We start from the raw sequence: 17946 nt of genomic DNA, 5'->3' as shown, positions 1-17946 counted from the left end.
AACGCGGATGAGTGCGACTATTTCTATTGAGAGGGTCGTGCATGTGACCCCCCGGGTCGACCCGAGCGTGGTCCCCGCGACACCGACGAACTTGGAGCACCAAGTGGCAGCGCACATGAGTCCTGAGCACCTCCAGCGGGCCGCCAAGGACCACCTGTGGATGCACTTCACCGAGATGGCCGCCTACAACGACGCAGACGTCCCCGTCATCAGCCGCGGCGAGGGCGTGTACGTCTACGACGACAAGGGCAAGCGGTACCTCGACGGCCTCGCCGGGCTCTTCGTCAGCCAGGTCGGCCACGGCCGCACCGAGATCGCGGACGCCATCGCCGAGCAGGCCCGCGAGCTGGCGTACTTCCCCATCTGGACCTACGCCCACCCCAAGGCCGTCGAGCTCGCCGACCGGATCGCCTCCCTGGCCCCCGGCGACCTCGAGCGGGTGTTCTTCACGACCAGCGGCTCCGAGGCCGTGGAGTCCGCCTGGAAGCTGGCCCGCCAGTACTTCAAGGCGATCGGCGAGCCCACCCGGCACAAGGTGATCAGCCGGCGCATCGCCTACCACGGCACCAGCATGGGCGCCCTGTCCATCACCGGCCTCCAGGGCATCAAGACCCCCTTCGAGCCGCTGGTCCCCAGCACCATCCAGGTGCCGAACACCAACTTCTACCGGGCGCCGCAGCACGGCGACGACATCGAGGCGTTCGGCCGGTGGGCCGCCGACCAGATCGAGGAGGCGATCGTCCAGAACGACCCGGACACCATCGCCGCGGTCTACGTCGAGCCCGTCCAGAACTCCGGCGGCTGCTTCCCGCCGCCGCCCGGGTACCTCCAGCGGGTCCGCGAGATCTGCGACCGGTACGGGGTGCTCATGGTGTCCGACGAGGTCATCTGCGCGTTCGGCCGCCTGGGCGAGTACTTCGGTGCCACCAGGTACGGCTACGTGCCGGACATCATCACCTTCGCCAAGGGCGCCACCAGCGGCTACGTCCCGCTGGGCGGCATGGTCGCCCGCGAGAAGCTCATGGAGCCCTTCAAGGAGAAGGGCGCCACGTTCCTGCACGGCATCACCTTCGCCGGGCACCCCGTGGCCGCCGCGGCGGCGCTGGCCAACCTCGACCTGTTCGAGAGCGAGGGCATCCTCGAGAACGTGCGGCGCAACGCGCCCGTGTTCCGGGCGACCCTGGAGAAGCTGCTGGACCTGCCCATCGTCGGCGACGTGCGCGGCGACGGGTTCTTCTACGGCATCGAGCTGGTGAAGGACAAGGACACCAAGGAGACGTTCTCCGACGAGGAGTCGCACCGCCTGCTCAAGGGCTTCCTGTCGGGCGCCCTGTTCGACGCCGGGCTCGTCTGCCGCGCCGACGACCGCGGCGAGCCGGTCATCCAGCTCTCCCCGCCGCTCACCTGCGGGCCGTCGGAGTTCGAGGAGATCGAGGCGATCCTGCGCAAGGTCCTCACCGAGGCCTGGCACCAGCTGTAGGCCCTCCACCCCCGCGACGCCCCCCGCACCCCTCGGTCGGGGGGCGTCCGCATGCCCGGGAGTTTCATGAAAAAGGGGACATGCCGGGATCTGGTGGGGTAGCGTCGTCCACCACGGTCCGCGGTGGTCCCACCCGGCCCGCCTGCACCGCGACGCCCGCTCCGTCGCCCCTTCCCCCGATACGGAGCGGTCATGACCTCGCCCTCGTTCCCCCCGCCCGCCGGCTCCCCCCTGTCCACGGGCAACAGGGTCGGCCTCGGAATCGTCGGATGCCTCGGTGCCCTGATCTTCACGGCCGTCATCGCCTCCTGCGCCGCGGCCCTGGGCGGAGGGGGCGGCACCGCCGCCCCCGCGCCCGCCGCGGCCACCGTCACCGCCACGGTCACCGCGACCGCCACGGAGACGGAGGAGGTCGAGACCGAGGTCGAGGTCACCGCCACCGAGACGGTCACCGCCACCGAGACGGTCACCGTCACCGAGACCGTGACCGAGCGCCCCCGGAGCGGGAGCGGCGGGGGCGGTGGAGACGATGAGGGCGGCGGTGGCGCGCCGGTGTACTACCAGAACTGCGACGCGGCCCGTGCCGCCGGAGCCGCCCCCGTCCGGCGCGGCGAACCGGGGTACGGCCCGCACCTGGACCGGGACGGCGACGGCGTCGGCTGCGAGTAGCCGCCGCTCAGGCGGGCCAGGTGAAGACGTCGGCCTCGGCGGCCACCAGGTGGGCGTCGGACTGGCCGAACTGGATCACCCGCACCCCCACCCGGCCGCCCCCGGGCACCGTGCCCTTCCACGCGTACGCGAACCGGCCCCGGCCGATGGCGTGCACGTTGCTGCCCGCCGGGCGCTCGGAGACCGGGTCGCCGCCCGCGTCGAACTCCACCGCGCGCAGCTGCACCTCGGTGCCCGGGGTGATCCCCATCAGCGTCACCCCCACCGAAAGGTCGTAGCGCCCCTCCAGGGCCAGCGCCCCGACGTCGGCCGCCCCGTCGTCGCCGCGGTCGAACACGATGTCGTGCCAGGTGGCCGGGGCCAGGGTGACGCGGGTGTCCTTCGTGAAGCGGTGGTGGTCGGGCATGCGGACTCCTCGGGGCCGGTCGCCGGTCAGGTCCAGCATCCGGCCCCGGGGGCCACCGATCAACCACCGCCCGCCCGTGTCACTTCGGCCAGTAGAAGACCTCGGCGGTGGCCTCCTTGACCCGCGCCGGGCGGTCGCCGTACTGGACCAGCCGGACCCGCACCCGGCGCCCCGCCGCCAGGTTGCCCTTCCAGGCGTAGGTGAAGTGCCCGTAGCCCGCCGCCTGCACCGGCGAGTCGATCGGCCGGTTGCGCGCCACCTTCCAGCCGCCCTTCCCGTCGGACTCGTACTCCGCGGCGCGCAGGTGCACCTCGGTGCCCGGCGCCAGGTCCTCCAGCACCACCCCCACCGACACGTCGTACAGTGCGCCGTCCGGCTCGTCCACGCCCACCAGCGAGTACAGCTCCCCGGTGCGCCCGTCGTGGCGCCGGTCGAATTTCAGGCTCGTCCACGCCCCCGGGGCCAGCTCCTGGGAGACGTCCTTCTCGAACCTGCGGTGCCTGGGCATGTCGTCGTCTCCTTCGGATCCGCTCGGGGGCTTGCTGAAGGTGCCGTCCCGGACCATCCGGTAGGCCGTGTCGCCGGGGCAGGAGGTGGAGATGAAGTCCCGGTGCCCCAGGACCCTCCCGGAGATGGAGGTGTCCGGCTCCATCAGCCACTGCCGCAGCTGCCGGACCGCCTCGATCTGCTCCGGGGTGACCGGGTCCCGGGGCCCGGTCGCCAGCGTGACGCTGTAGTGCGAGGAGTTCCCGCCCGGCTGGGCGGCCTGGACGCGGTACAGCCCGCGCCCCTCCAGCACGTGGCCGTGCGGGCAGGCCATGAACGAGTTCCCGGTGAAGTACGCCGTCCCCGCCCGCCGGGCCAGCCAGGTGCCGTCCGGCGTGGTCGGGCACCAGATCCGGCCCCCGTGGCGGACCCGTTCGACCGTGAACCCGTCGGTGCGGGCCGCCACCGCCCTGGGGCTGAGTGTCCGGTCGGCGGACAGCTCCACCCGCCACCCCCCGAGCGGGACGCGGCGCACCGACGCCGTCCGCCCGGCCAGGACCGCGGCGAACCGGAACGCCTCCGCGCCCGCCTCGTCCGGCCGGTCCAGGAACCGGTCGTCCTTTCCGGACGCCGTCATGGTGACCCGCAGGAACAGGTCGAGCTGGGCCCGGGTCAGCGACCGCAGGAACGCGGGAGAGGGCACCCGCCCCGGCATCTGCTCGGCCAGCGCCGCGTCGGCGCCCGCCGACAGCCGGAACACGGCCTCCGCCGAGGTGTGCTCCTCCCACCAGGCGACCGTGTCCGGCCGCTCCGGCGCGTCCTCGCGGGCCGACCCGAACAGGGCGTGCAGGGTGGCGCGCACCCTGGCCGCGTCCCAGGCGGCGCGCCGCAGCGGCCGCCGGACCACCGTCCGCGACCCCGGCGCCGACCACGCCCACGCCACCAGTTCCACCAGGGCGTCGGGCCACTTGGCCTGTTCGGGCAGGTCGGAGCAGGGAGCGGCGGTGCGGATGCGGTCGCGGACGGTCAGCTTCTCGCTGGTGGTCCAGGCGGGCGCGAACCCGCTGCCCGGGCGCGGGTCCCGGCCGGGTCTGCCGGTCCTGCGCTCCACCGGCCAGCGGTGGCCCGGAGTGGTCAGGGACGAGTGGCCGCGCCCCTCCATGAGGAGGAGCTCGCGCGGCACCGGGGGGAAGACGTTCACCGCCGTCAGGGGCTGCCAGCGGGACAGCCCGGTGGTGTGGTCCAGGGTCAGGACGAGGTCGCCCGGGGCGACGGCGTCCAGGCTCCGCCATCCCTCCGCGGTGAGGATGTCCGTCTCCTCGTCGACGCAGTAGCCGATGTCCGCCCAGCCCCTGCTCGGGCCGGTGTGGAAGCGTCGGGTGCTGTTCCAGTAGGAGATACAGGCCGAGTGGGCCTTGCCCGCGAGGTTCTGATCGACACTGTCGTAGTGGACGACCAGTCCGGATCGGGGATTCGCGCGTCCGGCGGGGGAGGGTCCCCAGCCGAGGTCGGACCGGGACACGTATTTGCTCGGTCGTGGCATGGCTCCATTGTGTCAAGGCGACACTCCGTCGTGTAGCGGAATGGTGATATCCGGTCGGGAATCCCCCGCGTGGCGCCCCCTGCACCCCACCGCTCCCATGCGGCACGATGGTGCTTCCGCCACCTTCCCGGGAGGTCCGCCCGTGCGCTACGCACACACCGTCGGAGTCGTCCGCGAGGCCGAGTCCGCGCTCATGGCCCGGCTGCCCGACGGGGCCCTCATGGACCGCGCCGCCACCGCACTGGCCGTCGAGTGCGCCCGCCTCCTGCCGCGCGTGTACGGGTCCCGCGTCGTCCTGCTCGTCGGCCCCGGGGACAACGGCGGCGACGCCCTCTACGCGGGGGCCGCCCTGGCCTCCCGCGGCGCCGCCGTCCGCGCTGTCCTCGCCGCGGGCCGCGCACACGAGGGGGGCCTGGCCGCCCTGCGGGCGGCGGGCGGGCGGATCCTCTCCCCGGATTCCGCCGAGGACGCCCTGTTCGAGGCCGGCCTCATCGTCGACGGCCTGCTCGGCATCGGCGGACGCGGCGGGCTTCGGCCCCCGTTCGCCGCCCTCGCCGTCCTGGCCGCCAACGCCCCGGCCCCGGTGGTCGCCGTCGACCTGCCCAGCGGGGTGGACGCCGACACCGGCGAGGTGGCCGGGGCCGCCGTGCGCGCCGACACCACCGTCACGTTCGGCACCCACAAGCCGGGGCTGCTCGTCGACCCGGGGGCCTCCCGCGCGGGGCGCGTGCACCTGGTGGACATCGGCCTGGGGCCCGAACTGCCGGGCCCGGCCCTGCTGTCCTTCGACGACGCCGACGTCGCCGCCCTGCTGCCGGCCCCGGGAGCCGAGTCGGACAAGTACCGCCGGGGCGTCCTCGCCGTCCGGGCGGGCTCGGCCCCCTACCGGGGCGCGGCCGTCCTCACCGTCGGCGGGGCGCTGCGCACCGGAGTGGGCATGGTCCGCTACGCGGGGGCCGAGCCGGTGGTCGACCAGGTGCTCGGCCACTGGCCCGAGGCCGTCGCCGAGGTCCTCGACCCGCAGAGCAGCACCCGCCTGGACCCGGGCCGGGCCGCCGCGGTCGTCATCGGGCCGGGGCGCGGCATCCGGCCGGGCAACGCCGACGAGCTCCACGTGGTGCTGGAGAGCGACCTCCCGGTGCTCGCCGACGCCGACGCCATCACCGTCCTGGCCGGCGGCACCCTGCTGGAGCTGGTGCGCGAGCGCACGGCTCCGACGCTGCTCACCCCGCACGCGGGAGAGCTGGCGCGGCTGCTGGGCACCGACCGGGAGGCGGTGGAGGCGCGCCGGCTGGAGCACGTCGCCCGCGCGGCGGGCGAGCTGGACTGCACGGTGCTGCTCAAGGGGTCGACGACCCTGGTCGCCCACCCGGGCTCCCCGGTCGTCGCCAACGCGACGGGCACCCCGCTGCTGGCCACCGCGGGGTCCGGCGACGTGCTGTCGGGGATCGTCGGGGCCCTGATGGCCGCGGGCCTGCCCGCCACGGAGGCCGCGGTGTGCGGTGCCCACCTGCACGGCCGGGCCGCGACGCTGGTCCGGGCGGGCGCCCCGATCAGCGCTTCGGACCTCCTGGACGGCATTCCGGCCGCACTCCTGGAGATCCGCGGGGACCGGACCGCCTGACGCGGGGGCGCCCCGGAACGATGCACGGTGTCCGCCTCCGGCCACCGTGCACGGTCCGCCCGCCCGCACCGCCCTGGCACCATGGGTTCCTGCCGACCGACGGGACGGACCCCATGCCCCCTGCCCCCACCCTGATCGGCGCCGCCCTCTTCCTCCTCGGGCTCGGTGTCGCTTTCGCCGTGGAGGCGCAGATCATCCTCAGGGACCGCGCGTTCTCGGGGGAACCGGTGGACCGGATGGGCCTGCTGCTGCTGAGGTCGGTCCTGTTGCCCCGCTCCAGCGTGCGCTTCTACCTGGGGGCGGCGGCCATCGGGGTGGTCGTGTGGCTCATGGCTCCGACGTCCGGATACGCGCCCGCCGGCCTGCTCGCGGCCTTCGTGATGTGGGGTTCACCGTCCGTCGACGACAGGCTGCGCCGCCTGCGCACCGGCCGGGGGCCGGGCGGCCGCCGCGAACCTCGCCCGCTGCCGCCGCGCGTTCTCGCGGACCGCGGCCGCCGGAGGCTGGGCGCGGTCCTGCTGGCGGCCCTGGCCGCGGGCACGGTCGCGGTGGCGGCCACCGTCGGCGGATGGCCCGCCGTGGCGGCCGTGGTCGTCCTGGCCGCGGCGGGAAGCGTGGTCGCCCAGGGGTTCCTCGTCCCGCGCATCGTCCTGGACGGTGCCCATCTGTACCTGTACGGGGGCCGGGGGACGTGGGTCGTGCCGGTCGAGCACGTGGCCCGTGTCGGACCGGGGGAGCGCGGTGTGGCGGTGCTCCTCACCGACGGGACCGCCGTCGTCTCCGCGGCCTGGGCGCGCACCCCGGGCCGCAGGCGGTGGACCGCCGACCGGGTACGCGACTTCGTCACCCGCACCCGCCCGCTGGTCGAGGGAATCGGGGGCCGCCGGACATCCTGGGAGCGGACGTTCCCGGTGGACCTGTTCTTCGCCTGGATCTGCGCGGGACTGGTGGCCCTGGCCTTGCTCTGAGGCGGCGCGGGCCACCCGACGGGAAGGAAACCGTTCCGGCCCCCGGCGCGTCCATGAAAAGGACAAAAAGGGCGTCGATGTGTTCTCGGAAGGAGCCCGGGTGACCCGTTCCCCCAGCGCACAGGGACGATCCGATGAGCACCGCGGCGGTCGCCCCCGGTGGCGTTCGCTGTTCAGGACCTGTGTCGTCCTGCCCTTCCTCGGCCTGCTGGCGGCCCTCATCCTGTCCTCCGGGGTGGGGGATGCCGTCGCGCGCCTCCACTACGCCACCGGTTCCGCGACCGCTCCCGGCACCGTCCAGGAGATCCGTGAGGGGCGGCCCGTCGTCGCCTTCATCACGGAGGACGGGACCGAGGTCACCACCGAGGTCCGCGGCGACCACCGTCGCGGAGACCCCGTAGACGTCACGGTCCGCTACCTCCCCGAGCGGCCGACCGAGGCCATGCTGGACGGCTCCTCCTGGATTCCGCCGATCCTGTTCTTCCTCCCGCTGGTCCCGCTCCTCGTGCTGCTGGTGGTACGCCATCCGCACGGTCCCCGAGCGGCCCTGTACCGGGCCCGGCTGCGGGGTCTTGCAGGCGCCGAACCGGCGGAGCGGACCCCCGGCCCCACCCTCCTCCTCGTTTCGGGCGCGCTCCTCACCGCCGGCGGGGCGGCGCTGGTCGTCGTATCGCTGGCCGCCTTCGAGTCCTGGCGGTCCTTCGACCTCTTCCCCGCACTGGCGGTGGTCGGCGCCGCCCTGCTCCCGCCCGGGGTGGACCTGCTGTTCCGGGGGAGGCTGCTCCGGTTGGAGCGCGGGCCCTCCCGCCCGGTTCCGGCTCCTCCCAGGCTCTGGAGCACGGAGGCGTACGCGGTCATGATCGGCCTGGCCTTCCTCGTGGTCCCGCTGGCGCTGCTCGTGGCCTGGGCCTTCGCGGAAGGGGAGGTCGACGACCCCGAGGAGGGCACCGCGACGGTGGTCGCCGCGGGCTGCGGCGACACCATCGGCAACGGCCGCGGCTGCGAGGACAGGGTGGCGCTCGCCTACGAGGTCGACGGCCTCCCCCACACCGCTACCGCCGACATGCTGGGCCTGGACCTGGAACCCGGCGAGGAGGTGCGCGTGGTCTGGGACGCCGAGGACCCGAGCCTGGTCCTGCTGGAGGGCCCGCTGTGATCCGGGGGAGCGGGGGCGGACAGCGCCGCACCGGCCGCCGGTCCTGGTTCCTCGCTTCCGGGGTCCGGCCGCCGGTCGGCGGGAGCGGTACCCCTGTGGCCCCAGGGGTTTCCTGAACGGGAGGGAAACCGTTCCGATCACCGGTGCGTCCATGAAAAGGACGAAACGGATGCACCACCCCCTGCTTCCGACCGCGCGGACGAGGAGGCGACCCCTGAACCCCCACCCGACCCCCGTGGACGAGGCCCCCAAGCCGGGTGCGACGATCGCCCGGATCTTCATCTTCATGCCCTTCCTCGGCTTCGCGGTCGTGCTCCTCTCCGCCCTCGGCATCGGGGACGTGCTCACCCGCCTGGACTACGAGACCGCATCGGCGACCGCCCCCGGCACCGTCGTCGAGATCGACCGGGGGCGGCCCGTGGTCGCGTTCACCGCCGCCGACGGGACCGAGGTCACCGCCATCGCGCGGGGCGAGTACCGGCACGGCGACCCCCTCGACGTCACGGTCCGCTACCTGCCCGAAGACCCCTGGGAGGCGATGGTCGGTGATGCCCTGTGGGTGCCCCCGCTCCTCTTCGCGGTCCCCCTCGTGCCGGTCGCCGTGTTCCTCTTGCTGCGGCACCCGAACGGGCCGCGCGCCCAGGCCTACCGGGCCCGGGTCCGAGCACGGGAGCGCGGCCGCGCGCCGGAGGGGGCGTTCAGCCCGCCGGTGGTCCTCTGGGCGGTCTCCGGGACCGTCTTCACGGTCTGCGCCCTGGTCCTTATCGCGACTTCCCTGTACGGGTTCGACACCTGGGACGACGGTCAGCTGTTCCCCGTGCTCGGTGTGGTCGGCTCGGCGCTGCTCCCGCCCGGCCTCGACATGCTCTTCCAGGGTCGGCTGCGTTACCTGGAGCGCGTCCCCGCCGGGCGCGAGCCGGTCCCGCCCCGGCTGTTCCGGAGCGGTTTCTACATGGCGCTCCTCGGAGCGGCCTGCACGGCGCCGATCATCCTGCTGGTGTTCGTGTCCACGGCGACCGACGTGGAGACCCCCGAGGAGGGCACCGCGACGGTGCTCGCCGCCGGCTGCGGTGACGTGGTCGGCAACGCCCGGGGCTGCCGTGACCTGGTCGCGCTGGAGTACGAGGTCGACGGGCTGCGCTACACCCAGACCACGGACGACGTGGGTTTCGACTTCGCCCCCGGCGACGAGGCCCTGGTGGCCTGGGACGCCGACGACCCGAGCCTCGTCCGGGTCGAGGGCGCCCCGTGAGCCGAAGGCGCAAGCGCCCCCGAGGAGGATCCGGCGGCCCCCGCCCGGAGCCGCCATCGCGCCCGGCCCGCGAGGTCCTGCGGGCGCAGGCCGGTGAGCTGCGGAAGCTGCTGTCGTTTCGGGAGGCTCTGACCCTCGGGGCCTACGCACTCGGGTTCGCGGCGGTCCTGGGCACCCTGACGTTCGCCTTCACCCCGTGGGTCGGACGCTGGTTCGCCGTGGTGCCGCAGCCGGGCCGGATCGTGGCCGTGGAGGAGGGGAACCCGGTCGTGGTGGTCGACGGCGGCTCCGGGGAGCCCCTCCGGGTCGTGGCCCACGGCTCCCACACACCGGGTGAGCCCCTGGAGGTCTCCGTTCGGCACCCCCCGTTCGTGCCCGAGGCCTCGGTCATGGGGGACCATGTCCCGCTGGGGTTCCTCGTCGCCCTGGCGGTCCTGCTCTGCCTGGCCGTTCTGGCGGTGTGGGCTCCGAAAGGCCTGCGCGCCTCATGGCTGCGCAGACGGCGGGCTCATCCCCGCCGCGGGCGGGTTCAGGGCGCCGAGCTCCTGGTCCCGGTCTCGCTGCGTGCGGGCGGGGCCGCTGCGTGCCTGACCGCCGGTGTGGCAGCGGGGGTGTTCGGGAGTGCTCTCGGCGGCGTTTCCACGGGGTGGGCGGTCACGGGTCCCCTCCTGCTGGTCTGCCTCGCCTGGTTGCTGGTCCCCGCCGGTGCCCTACTCGCGGTCCACGCCCTGTACCGGTACGCGGAACGCGCACCGGTGAGGGTCCGCCCTCCGGCACGCGTCCGGGTGCTCCCGCGCGGGGTCGTGCTGGTACTCCGGGCTGCCGCGCTGGTCATCGGGCTCGTGGGCGGAGTCGTCGCGCTCGTGGGGGTGCGGCCGCCCGCCGCTCCGGCCGAGACGGGTACCGCCGAGGTGACCGCCGTCTGGACCGCCGAGTCCCGTAGCGGGGAGTGCTTGGGCCGGGCGCTGGCGGAGTACACGGTCGCGGAGCTTCCCTACCGGACGACCCTGGAAGTGGGGTGCGAGGACCTGCCGGTGCTGGAGGCGGTGGGCGAGATCAGTGTGCGGTGGTCCGCCGCCGCCCCCGAACACGTGCGGTGGGTTCCGTGAACGCACCCGGTCAGGCGCATGTGGACCTCCTCGAACGGCTCCTGCCCGAGCACCGCGTCCGTAGAACCGACAGTCCCATGAGCGGCTGGGCCTTCCTCGCCCTGGTCGTGCCGCTGGTACTGGGCCTCGGTCTGGTGTGCGGGGCGGTGCTCGTCTTCTCGGCCGGGGACGCGCTCCAGCGCGCCGTCTTCGCCGCAGAGGGCGTTCCGGTGCGGGCCACCGCGTTGGAGACCGCCGACGGTCGCGTGAAGGTCGAGTTCACGACCCCTACGGGGAACTCCGTGGTCACCTGGGCCGACGGCGAGTACCGCCCCCACCCCGAGCATGCCGTCACCGTTCTCCACCTTGCCGACGACCCCGCCCTCGCGCAGGTCGCCGACCACGAGCCGGGGTTCGGAGGAGCGCTTGCGCTGCTCCTCCTCGCCTTTCCGGCGGTGCTGTTCTCGCTCCACCACCGGTCGGGCCTGCGTGCCGGCTGGTTCGTGCGCCGGTTCCGGGTCCATGTGCAGGGCCCGGCGCGACGCCCCCGTCGCCTTGTCCCGCTGGCGGCCGCCGCCGTCGTCCTGACCGTGCTCGCGGCCGTCCCCGTGGTGGCCGTGCTGTCGGTGGACCGCACGGAGCTCCTGGTCGAGGAGGCGCACCGGCTGCTCCTTCCGGTGCCCGTGCTCCTGTTCTGTGCCCTGGTCGCGCTGATCCGGGTCGTTCACCGCTACGCCGAGGACCGTCCGGTCGGACGCTTCCCCCGCCCCTTCCGGCTGCTGCCCGTGGGCAGCGCCCGGGCGCTCCTGGTGCTGTTCACGGCCGCCGCCCTCGTCGCGGTGGCCTGGTCGGAGTACCCCGAGCCCATGGCCGACCCCGTGCCGGGTACCGCGGAGGTGCTGGACGCCGGTTCCCGGGGCAGTGGGTTCCGGCTGGACATCCGCTACGAGGTGGACGGCCTCACCCACTACCGCAGTGTCGGCGCGGGCCGTGCCCTGGGTGAGGGGCTGTTGGAGGACGACACCGTCGGTGTCGTCTGGGATGCCGACGATCCCGGCAACGTCCGGTTGAGATGAGGGACCGTGAAGCGCCGACCCCCGAGCCCGCGTCCCGACCGGTCCTGGCTGCTGTGGACGCCCCTGGCGGCCCTGCTGCCCGGCCTGCTCACGGCATGGGCCGCGCCCTGGGTGGTGCGCTGGTTCGCGTTCGTCCCCGCGCCCGCGCGCATCACGGCCGTCCATGACGGGACGCCGGTGGTGCTGGTGGACGCCGGCGGGCCCGAGCCCGTGGAGGCGCTCGCCCACGGCGCGCACACCCCGGGGGATCCGCTGGACGTGACCGTGCGGCACGTCCCCCTCCTGCCCGAGGCGGCGGCGCTGGACGGCCACTTCTCACCGTGGCCGTTCGTCGTGCTCGCCGTCCTCATCTGCCTCGCCGTCCCCGCGCTCTGGGGTCCCGCCGGGCTGCGCGCCGCCTGGAACGGGCGCCGTCGCCGCCCCGCCCCGAGCCGCCGTCGCCGCCACCGCCGGTCCGACCGGGACCGGGGCGCCGCGCTGTGGCGGCCGGTCCTGGCACGGGCGGTCCCCGGCGCCCTGTGCACCGCGGCCGGAACCCTGTTCGCCGGGTGGGGCCTGCTCCGGAGCGCGGCAGGTCCGGACTCCCCGGACCTGGGTGCGTTCGCACTGTTCACCGCCGCCTGGCTGCTGCTGCCTGCCGGGGTCCTCCTGGCGGTGCGGGCCCTGCTGCACTACGCCGACCGCGCCCCCGTCCGCACGGTCCCCGACCCCGTGCGCACCCTTCCCGCGCGGGTCTCGTCGGCGCTCCTGGTCGGCGCCCTGCTCCTGGCCGGGGCGGGAGCGGCGGGCGGGTGGGCGTGGAGCCTGTACCGGGAGCACCGGGCCATGGCCGCCACCGGGTCCGGGACGGCCCTGGTGGCCGAGGTCCGTGAGCGGGACGTGCGCGGCGGCTGCCGGGCCGAGGCCGAGCTGTACTACACGGTCGCCGACCTGCCCTACCGGACCGGCGTCGGCGTCTCCTGCGAGGACGCGGAGCGGCTGCGCTCCGAGCGCTTCGCCGAGGTGGAGTGGTCGGCGGCCCGGCCCGAATTCGTGAGGTGGGCACGGTGACCGCGGACCCGGACCGGGAGGTACTGGTCGCCTTCCTCGAACGCCTCAAGCGGGAGCGCGGCCTGCCCATGTGGCATCCGCGCGGCCCCCGGGCGCACCCCTTCCTCGCCTTCGCGGCCGTCGTGGCCCTGGGCGGGCTGCTCGGCTGCGCCGTGTACCTCGCCGCCGCCGAACTCGTCCGCCGGACGGCGTTCGAGTACCACGGCCGCACCGTCGCCGCGACCGTCGTGGAGGTCCGCCACGGCGACCCCGTGGTCGCCTTCACCACCGCCGAGGGGGAGGAGGTCACCGCCGTCGCCCACGGCGGGTACCGGCACGGCGACCCCCGCGAGGTCGCGGCCCGCCATCTGGCGGACCGCCCCGACGCGGTGGCGCTGGCCGACCACCGGTGGGCCCCCTGGTGGGCGCTCCTGCCCGCGTTCGCGGCCGCGGGTGCCGTGCACGCCCGGTGGGCGCCCACGGGCATCCGCGGCGGTTGGGCCTGGCGGCGGGCGAAGACCCACGTCAAGGGCCCCGACCCGGGCGGCTGGAACCGCCGCGCCCCGATCCGCCCGGCGCTGGGGGCGGCCGCGCTGCTCGCGATGGCCGCGGCCCTCACCGCGCTCCCCGTGGCGCTGGGCGACGTGTCCGGCCTGGCCGTCGCCCCCGAGGGGCTCATCCCGCTGGTGCCCGCGACGGTGTGCGTGGTCGGGGCCGGGACGGTGGCGGTCCGCGCCGCATACCGGTGGGCCGAACGCGTACCCGCTCCACGGCCGCCGCGGCCGTTCCGCCTGCTGAGCCCCGGCTGGTTCTGGCTCCCGGCGCTGGCGGTGTTCGCGGCCGCGATGGTCTGGGGCGTCGCCGCTCCATGGATCGGCCGCCCGGAGCACAGGGAGGCGGGCACCGCCGAGGTCGTCGACGTGCGCTGTGAGGCGCGGGGCCGGGGCGGGTGCGCCAGCTATCTCACCCTCAGGTACGAGGCCGACGGCCTGTCCTACGTCGAGGAGGTCCCGGGCCGCTACGTCCGGGGCGGTGTCCCCGTGGAGTGGGATCCCGAGGACCCCACCGACGTGCGGATCGCCGAGTGACCCCGCCCGGGGGCGGGCACGGTTCCGGGCGGCGTGACCCGGCCTGCCGTGGAGCGGGTCCGCTCCGGCCGGGGCCGCGGATCATTCCGTTCGGATGGCGCGGCCCCGTCCGCCTCGGCGTGGGTCCGGCCCGGGAAGGGCCGCGGGTCACTCTGGTCGGGCGGCGTCCAGGCCGAGTTTGACGATGTCGGTGATGAAGTAGTCGCCCGGGTCGCGGGCGTCGCGCAGCAGCGGAAGCCTCTCCTCGTCCACCCACATGAACTCGGTGTGCTTGCCGACCTCCAGGCGTGGCGCGTCCAGGTCGCCGTCCACCCGCACCAGGTAGTCCACCTCGTGCCGGGTGACCCCGTCGCCCGGGTCCCAGTCGATGCGGAACAGCTCGGCCTCCACCCGGCGCAGCCGCCAGCCGGTCTCCTCCTCCACCTCGCGGACCAGGCCGGCCAGCATGGTCTCACCGGGCTCGACGTGCCCGCCGACGATGTCCCAGCAGTGCGGGAACACCTTGCGGTCCGGGGACCGCCGCTGGGCGAAGATCCGCCCGTCCGGGGCGGCGATGATCGCGCCCGCCACGTGGGTGCGTCCGTCGGAGGTGTCGGGGAACACGATCCCCGGTGCCACGTCGATGTCGTCGATGCCGTGCGTCATGGGCCCTCCCGTGCTCGGCTACGGGCACCACCCTACGGTTTCCCGGTGGCGCCGGCCTCGGCCTTGTGGATGATCTGTGCCCTCGTCCCCGGGGACGATCCGGTTCTCCGGGGCGCCTCGGCGTCCGCCCTCGACCCGTGGGCCGGGCGCCGGTCCACCGTGGCGCCCCGGCCGGACCGCGGCCGCGGAGGACGGGAGCCCGGCCGCACGGCCCCACGGGTCACGGGGCCTCCTCGTCCCCGGCGTCCCCGGCGGGCTCCTCGGCCCCCCGCCCCCGGCGCGGCAGCCGCAGGGTGAGCAGCTTGGCCCGCGGGGCCAGCCGCCCCGCCAGCTCGAACACCCCCTCGGTGCGCGAGTGGTCCTCGTCCAGCACCGAGAACAGGTTGACCCCCAGGTAGAACGTGATCGCCCCGTAGGCCACCTCCCGGGCGGGCAGCAGCCGGGCCAGCGGGGACCCGCCCAGCACGCGCTCCCACTCCTGCTCGATGAACGCGATCCACGGCTCGGCGCGGTCGCGGATCTCGTCGCGCAGCTCGGGTTTGGTGACCGCCGCGGCCACCAGCTCGGAGAACTCGGTGATGTACCCGCGCTCCAGATCGGTGCGGTAGATGCGCACGGCCGCCTCCACCAGCTCCTCCAGGGTGCGCGCCGGGGCGGTGAGCTCCCGGTACATGGCCATCCGCTCGGCGCTGGAGCGGTCCAGCGCGGCCAGCAGCAGCTGGTCGACGCCGCCGAAGTGGTAGAAGACCAGCGCCGAGTTCGCCTCCGCCCGCGCGGCGATCGCCCGGGCCGACGCCCCGGCGTAGCCCTCCTCGCGGAGCGTCTCCGCGGCCGCCGAGACCAGCCTCTCCCGGGTCTCCTCGCTGCTCCGCCGTCCCGTGCCGCCGCTCTTGGCCATGCCCTCGCCCTCCGCCGCTTCCCGTTTTCTTCATCATACGGTTTAATCGAGTGATTAAACCGGTTGATTCAACCGATCGATGAAGGAGTCCGTCGTGTCCGACAACCCCCTGGCCAGCAGGTCCCGCTGGCTGCTCGCGGCCCTGGTCCTGGTCATGCTGGCGGCCGTCGTCGCCCTCCGGATGACCCACTGGGGAGGACTCGACCAGACCGCCCTCTTCTACATGGGCCTGCCCGCGGGCATCGCCCTGCTCGTGGTGTTCACCGCCCGCCCCAAGAGCACCATGGGCGTCTCCATGGCGGCGCTCACCGTCGTCCTCGCCGTGTCCGCCTTCTTCCTGGGCGAGGGCATGGTGTGCCTGATCATCGCCGCGCCCCTGCTCTACGGGGTGGTCGCCATCGTCACCGCCGTCGCCACCTCCATCGCCCGCGGCGGCCCCCGCTCCCAGCAGGCCCTCTTCGCCGTCCCGCTGCTGTTCGCCCTCACCCTGGAGGGCGTCGCCGGGGTCTCCCTCCTGCCCCGCGCCGACCGGGGCGAGGGCGACGCGTACACCGGCGCGACACCCGCCGAGGTCGCCGCCGCCCTGGCCGCCCCGCCCGCCTACGCCCCCTTCGAGGCGGCGTTCCTGCGCGCCGTCCCCTTCCCCGAGCCGGTCTCCGCCACCGGCGCCGGCCTGGAGGTCGGCGACACCCGCCGCATCGAGTTCACCCCGCGCGTCATCCCCCAGATCGGCTCCGAGCCCACCCCCCGCCACATGGAGCTGGAGATCGTCGAGAGCGAGGTCCGCGCCGACGGCGGCCGGGTCGTGTTCGAGATCACCGAGGACGCCGCGTTCGCCAAGTGGATGGACATGCACCGCGCCACCGCCACCTGGACCGCCGAGGGGGAGGGGACCCGGATGAGCTGGGCCGTCGACTACGACCGGACCTACGAGCCCTCCTGGTACTTCGGGCCGATCCAGGCCTACGCCACAGACCTGGCCGCCGCCTACCTCGCCGACACCTTCACCGCCGGGGCAGGGGCGGCTCCCGTGGCGGGCAGCGGTGCGGCCGCGGCGGGGGCCGGGCGGTGAACCCCGAACTCCCCGCCCTCCTCGTCCGCGGCGTGGGCCTGCTCGTGCCGGTCCTGCCGCTCGTGGGCCTGTGCCTGTGGCGGGCGCCCCGGCCGCGCGAGACCGCCGCCATGATCGTCTCCACCGCCTGGGCGCTGCTCACCCTCATCCCGCTCAACCTCTACGCGCTGCACGCGGGCTGGTGGTCCTTCCACGCCGAGGGCGCCGTGTGGGCGGACATCCCCGTCGACCTGCTGCTGGCCTGGGCGCTGCTGTGGGGCGCCCTGCCCGCGGTGCTGCTGCGGTTCCTGCCGGTCCCGCTGCTCACCGCGCTGCTGGTGTGGGCCGACATCATCGCCATGCCGCTGGCCGAACCCGTCGTCGTGCTGCACGGCACCTGGCTGCTCGGCGAGTTCACCGGATCGGCGCTGTGCCTGATCCCCGCCCTGATGCTCGCCCACTGGACCCGCGAGGGGCGTGCGGTGCAGGCGCGCATGTGGGCGCAGGCGGTGCTCTCCTTCGGGCTGATGGTGGTGCTGCCGCTCACCGCCCTGGGCATCCTGCCCGGCGACGGGGCGGCCGTGCCCGGCGGGATCCCGGTGGCCCTCCAGCTCCTGGGGTTCGCCGCCCTGCCGGGGCTGGCCGCCGCCCGAGAGTTCGCCCGGGTCGGCGGCGGCACCCCGCTGCCCTACGACCCGCCGCGGCGGCTGGTCACCAGCGGCCCCTACGCCTACCTGAGCAACCCCATGCAGACCACCATCGTCGCCGTCTACCTGGTCCTGGCCGCGGTCCTCGCCGACCCCCGGCCGCTGTACGGGGCCCTCGTCGCGTTCGCCTACGGCGCCGGGTTCGCGGCCTGGCACGAGGGCGACCGGCTGCGCGAGTCCTTCGGGCCGGAGTGGGAGCGCTACCGCTCGGGGGTGCGGGCCTGGCTGCCCCGGTGGCGGCCCTGGCCGTACCGCGCGCCCGGGACGCTGTACGTGGCCGCCGACTGCTCCCTGTGCCAGGGCCTGCGCGCGTGGATCGAGGCGCGGTCCCCGGTCGCCCTGGAGATCCGGGACGCCCACGAGCATCCCGAGGTCCTGTACCGGCTCACCTACGAGAACCCGGAGGGGGTCCGCTGGAGCGGGGTGGCCGCCCTGGCCCGGGCGCTGGACCACCTGAACCTGGGGTGGGCGTTCACCGGGTGGGCCCTGGAGCTGCCGGTGGTGCGGCACTTCGCGCAGCTGTCCGCCGACGCCTTCGGGGCCGGACCGCGCCCCGCCCGGGAGCCCGGGGCGGCGGCCGCGCCGCCCGGTGCCGAGGTCCCCGTACCGCCCGGTGCCGAGGTCTCCGTGCCGCCCGGGACCGTGGTGCGCCTCGAGACCGGTGGGGCCCCCGAGCGGTACGCGCCCTCCGGTGCCCGCGGGCCCTCCGCGTCGTCCGATCCCGCCCCCTGACGGGCCGGGGCCCCGCCGTTATGCTCGGTCGGGCCGGAGCGTTCCGGG

Annotated in this window: 16 protein-coding genes; 12 read left to right on the top strand and 4 right to left on the bottom strand. The window is 74.9% G+C overall.

Going from position 1 to position 17946, the window contains the following annotated elements; translation table 11 throughout:
• The first annotated feature begins 115 nt into the window (after positions 1-115).
• Both ACSUPR_RS12360 and ACSUPR_RS12355 read left to right on the top strand, forming a co-directional pair.
• Positions 116-1480 (top strand): aspartate aminotransferase family protein, encoded by a 1365-nt coding sequence (locus ACSUPR_RS12360; RefSeq protein WP_436891410.1) that lies wholly within the window; start codon positions 116-118, stop codon positions 1478-1480.
• A gap of 192 nt (positions 1481-1672) precedes the next feature.
• The gene (locus ACSUPR_RS12355) at positions 1673-2149 is read left to right on the top strand and encodes an excalibur calcium-binding domain-containing protein (RefSeq protein WP_436891408.1); all 477 of its coding nucleotides are present in this window, start codon (positions 1673-1675) and stop codon (positions 2147-2149) included.
• A 7-nt stretch (positions 2150-2156) separates the two neighbouring features.
• On the opposite strand, the gene ACSUPR_RS12350 is transcribed toward ACSUPR_RS12355, so the two are convergent.
• Together ACSUPR_RS12350 and ACSUPR_RS12345 are read right to left on the bottom strand one after the other, a co-directional pair.
• Positions 2157-2555 carry a hypothetical protein gene (locus tag ACSUPR_RS12350; RefSeq protein WP_436891406.1) on the bottom strand — a complete coding sequence of 133 codons (399 nt, stop codon included), beginning with the start codon at positions 2553-2555 and terminating at the stop codon, positions 2157-2159.
• A 79-nt stretch (positions 2556-2634) separates the two neighbouring features.
• Positions 2635-4584: an N-acetylmuramoyl-L-alanine amidase gene (locus ACSUPR_RS12345; protein ID WP_436891405.1), complete on the bottom strand. Its 1950-nt coding sequence runs from the start codon at positions 4582-4584 to the stop codon at positions 2635-2637.
• A gap of 142 nt (positions 4585-4726) precedes the next feature.
• Between ACSUPR_RS12345 and ACSUPR_RS12340 the strand changes: the two genes are divergently transcribed.
• The 8 genes from ACSUPR_RS12340 (at position 4727) to ACSUPR_RS12305 (ending at position 13865) form a co-directional block, all read left to right on the top strand.
• Positions 4727-6208, top strand: a complete 1482-nt coding sequence (locus ACSUPR_RS12340) for an NAD(P)H-hydrate dehydratase (protein ID WP_436891403.1) — start codon at positions 4727-4729, stop codon at positions 6206-6208.
• A gap of 113 nt (positions 6209-6321) precedes the next feature.
• Positions 6322-7176: a hypothetical protein gene (locus ACSUPR_RS12335; RefSeq protein ID WP_436891402.1), complete on the top strand. Its 855-nt coding sequence runs from the start codon at positions 6322-6324 to the stop codon at positions 7174-7176.
• Positions 7177-7276: 100 nt separating this feature from the next.
• A complete protein-coding gene (locus tag ACSUPR_RS12330; RefSeq protein WP_436891400.1) occupies positions 7277-8332 on the top strand; it encodes a hypothetical protein in 1056 nt (351 codons plus the stop codon).
• Between the two features lie 169 nt (positions 8333-8501).
• Positions 8502-9584: a hypothetical protein gene (locus ACSUPR_RS12325; protein WP_436891398.1), complete on the top strand. Its 1083-nt coding sequence runs from the start codon at positions 8502-8504 to the stop codon at positions 9582-9584.
• Positions 9581-10693, top strand: coding sequence for a hypothetical protein (locus tag ACSUPR_RS12320; RefSeq protein ID WP_436891397.1), 1113 nt, complete (start codon positions 9581-9583; stop codon positions 10691-10693). Before ACSUPR_RS12325 ends, ACSUPR_RS12320 begins: the two co-directional genes overlap by 4 nt.
• Positions 10690-11748 (top strand): hypothetical protein, encoded by a 1059-nt coding sequence (locus tag ACSUPR_RS12315; protein WP_436891395.1) that lies wholly within the window; start codon positions 10690-10692, stop codon positions 11746-11748. The genes ACSUPR_RS12320 and ACSUPR_RS12315 overlap by 4 nt, the downstream gene beginning before the upstream one ends.
• A 6-nt stretch (positions 11749-11754) precedes the next feature.
• The gene (locus ACSUPR_RS12310; protein WP_436891394.1) at positions 11755-12798 is read left to right on the top strand and encodes a hypothetical protein; all 1044 of its coding nucleotides are present in this window, start codon (positions 11755-11757) and stop codon (positions 12796-12798) included.
• Positions 12795-13865: a hypothetical protein gene (locus tag ACSUPR_RS12305; RefSeq protein ID WP_436891392.1), complete on the top strand. Its 1071-nt coding sequence runs from the start codon at positions 12795-12797 to the stop codon at positions 13863-13865. Before ACSUPR_RS12310 ends, ACSUPR_RS12305 begins: the two co-directional genes overlap by 4 nt.
• A 147-nt stretch (positions 13866-14012) precedes the next feature.
• On the opposite strand, the gene ACSUPR_RS12300 is transcribed toward ACSUPR_RS12305, so the two are convergent.
• Both ACSUPR_RS12300 and ACSUPR_RS12295 read right to left on the bottom strand, forming a co-directional pair.
• Positions 14013-14510: an NUDIX domain-containing protein gene (locus ACSUPR_RS12300; RefSeq protein WP_436891391.1), complete on the bottom strand. Its 498-nt coding sequence runs from the start codon at positions 14508-14510 to the stop codon at positions 14013-14015.
• 220 nt (positions 14511-14730) lie between these two features.
• Positions 14731-15408 carry a TetR family transcriptional regulator gene (locus ACSUPR_RS12295; RefSeq protein WP_436891390.1) on the bottom strand — a complete coding sequence of 226 codons (678 nt, stop codon included), beginning with the start codon at positions 15406-15408 and terminating at the stop codon, positions 14731-14733.
• Between the two features lie 154 nt (positions 15409-15562).
• Between ACSUPR_RS12295 and ACSUPR_RS12290 the strand changes: the two genes are divergently transcribed.
• Both ACSUPR_RS12290 and ACSUPR_RS12285 read left to right on the top strand, forming a co-directional pair.
• On the top strand, positions 15563-16480 hold the full coding sequence (locus tag ACSUPR_RS12290) for a hypothetical protein (RefSeq protein WP_436891986.1): 918 nt from the start codon (positions 15563-15565) through the stop codon (positions 16478-16480).
• Positions 16477-17898, top strand: coding sequence for an isoprenylcysteine carboxylmethyltransferase family protein (locus ACSUPR_RS12285; protein WP_436891389.1), 1422 nt, complete (start codon positions 16477-16479; stop codon positions 17896-17898). The genes ACSUPR_RS12290 and ACSUPR_RS12285 overlap by 4 nt, the downstream gene beginning before the upstream one ends.
• Positions 17899-17946 lie beyond the last annotated feature (48 nt).

Origin of the sequence: Nocardiopsis dassonvillei, assembly GCF_964273065.1 — a bacterium.
Lineage (GTDB): Bacteria > Actinomycetota > Actinomycetes > Streptosporangiales > Streptosporangiaceae > Nocardiopsis > Nocardiopsis dassonvillei_B.
The sequence above is the reverse complement of the archived record's forward strand: the minus strand, read 5'-3'. Positions and strand labels throughout refer to the sequence as shown.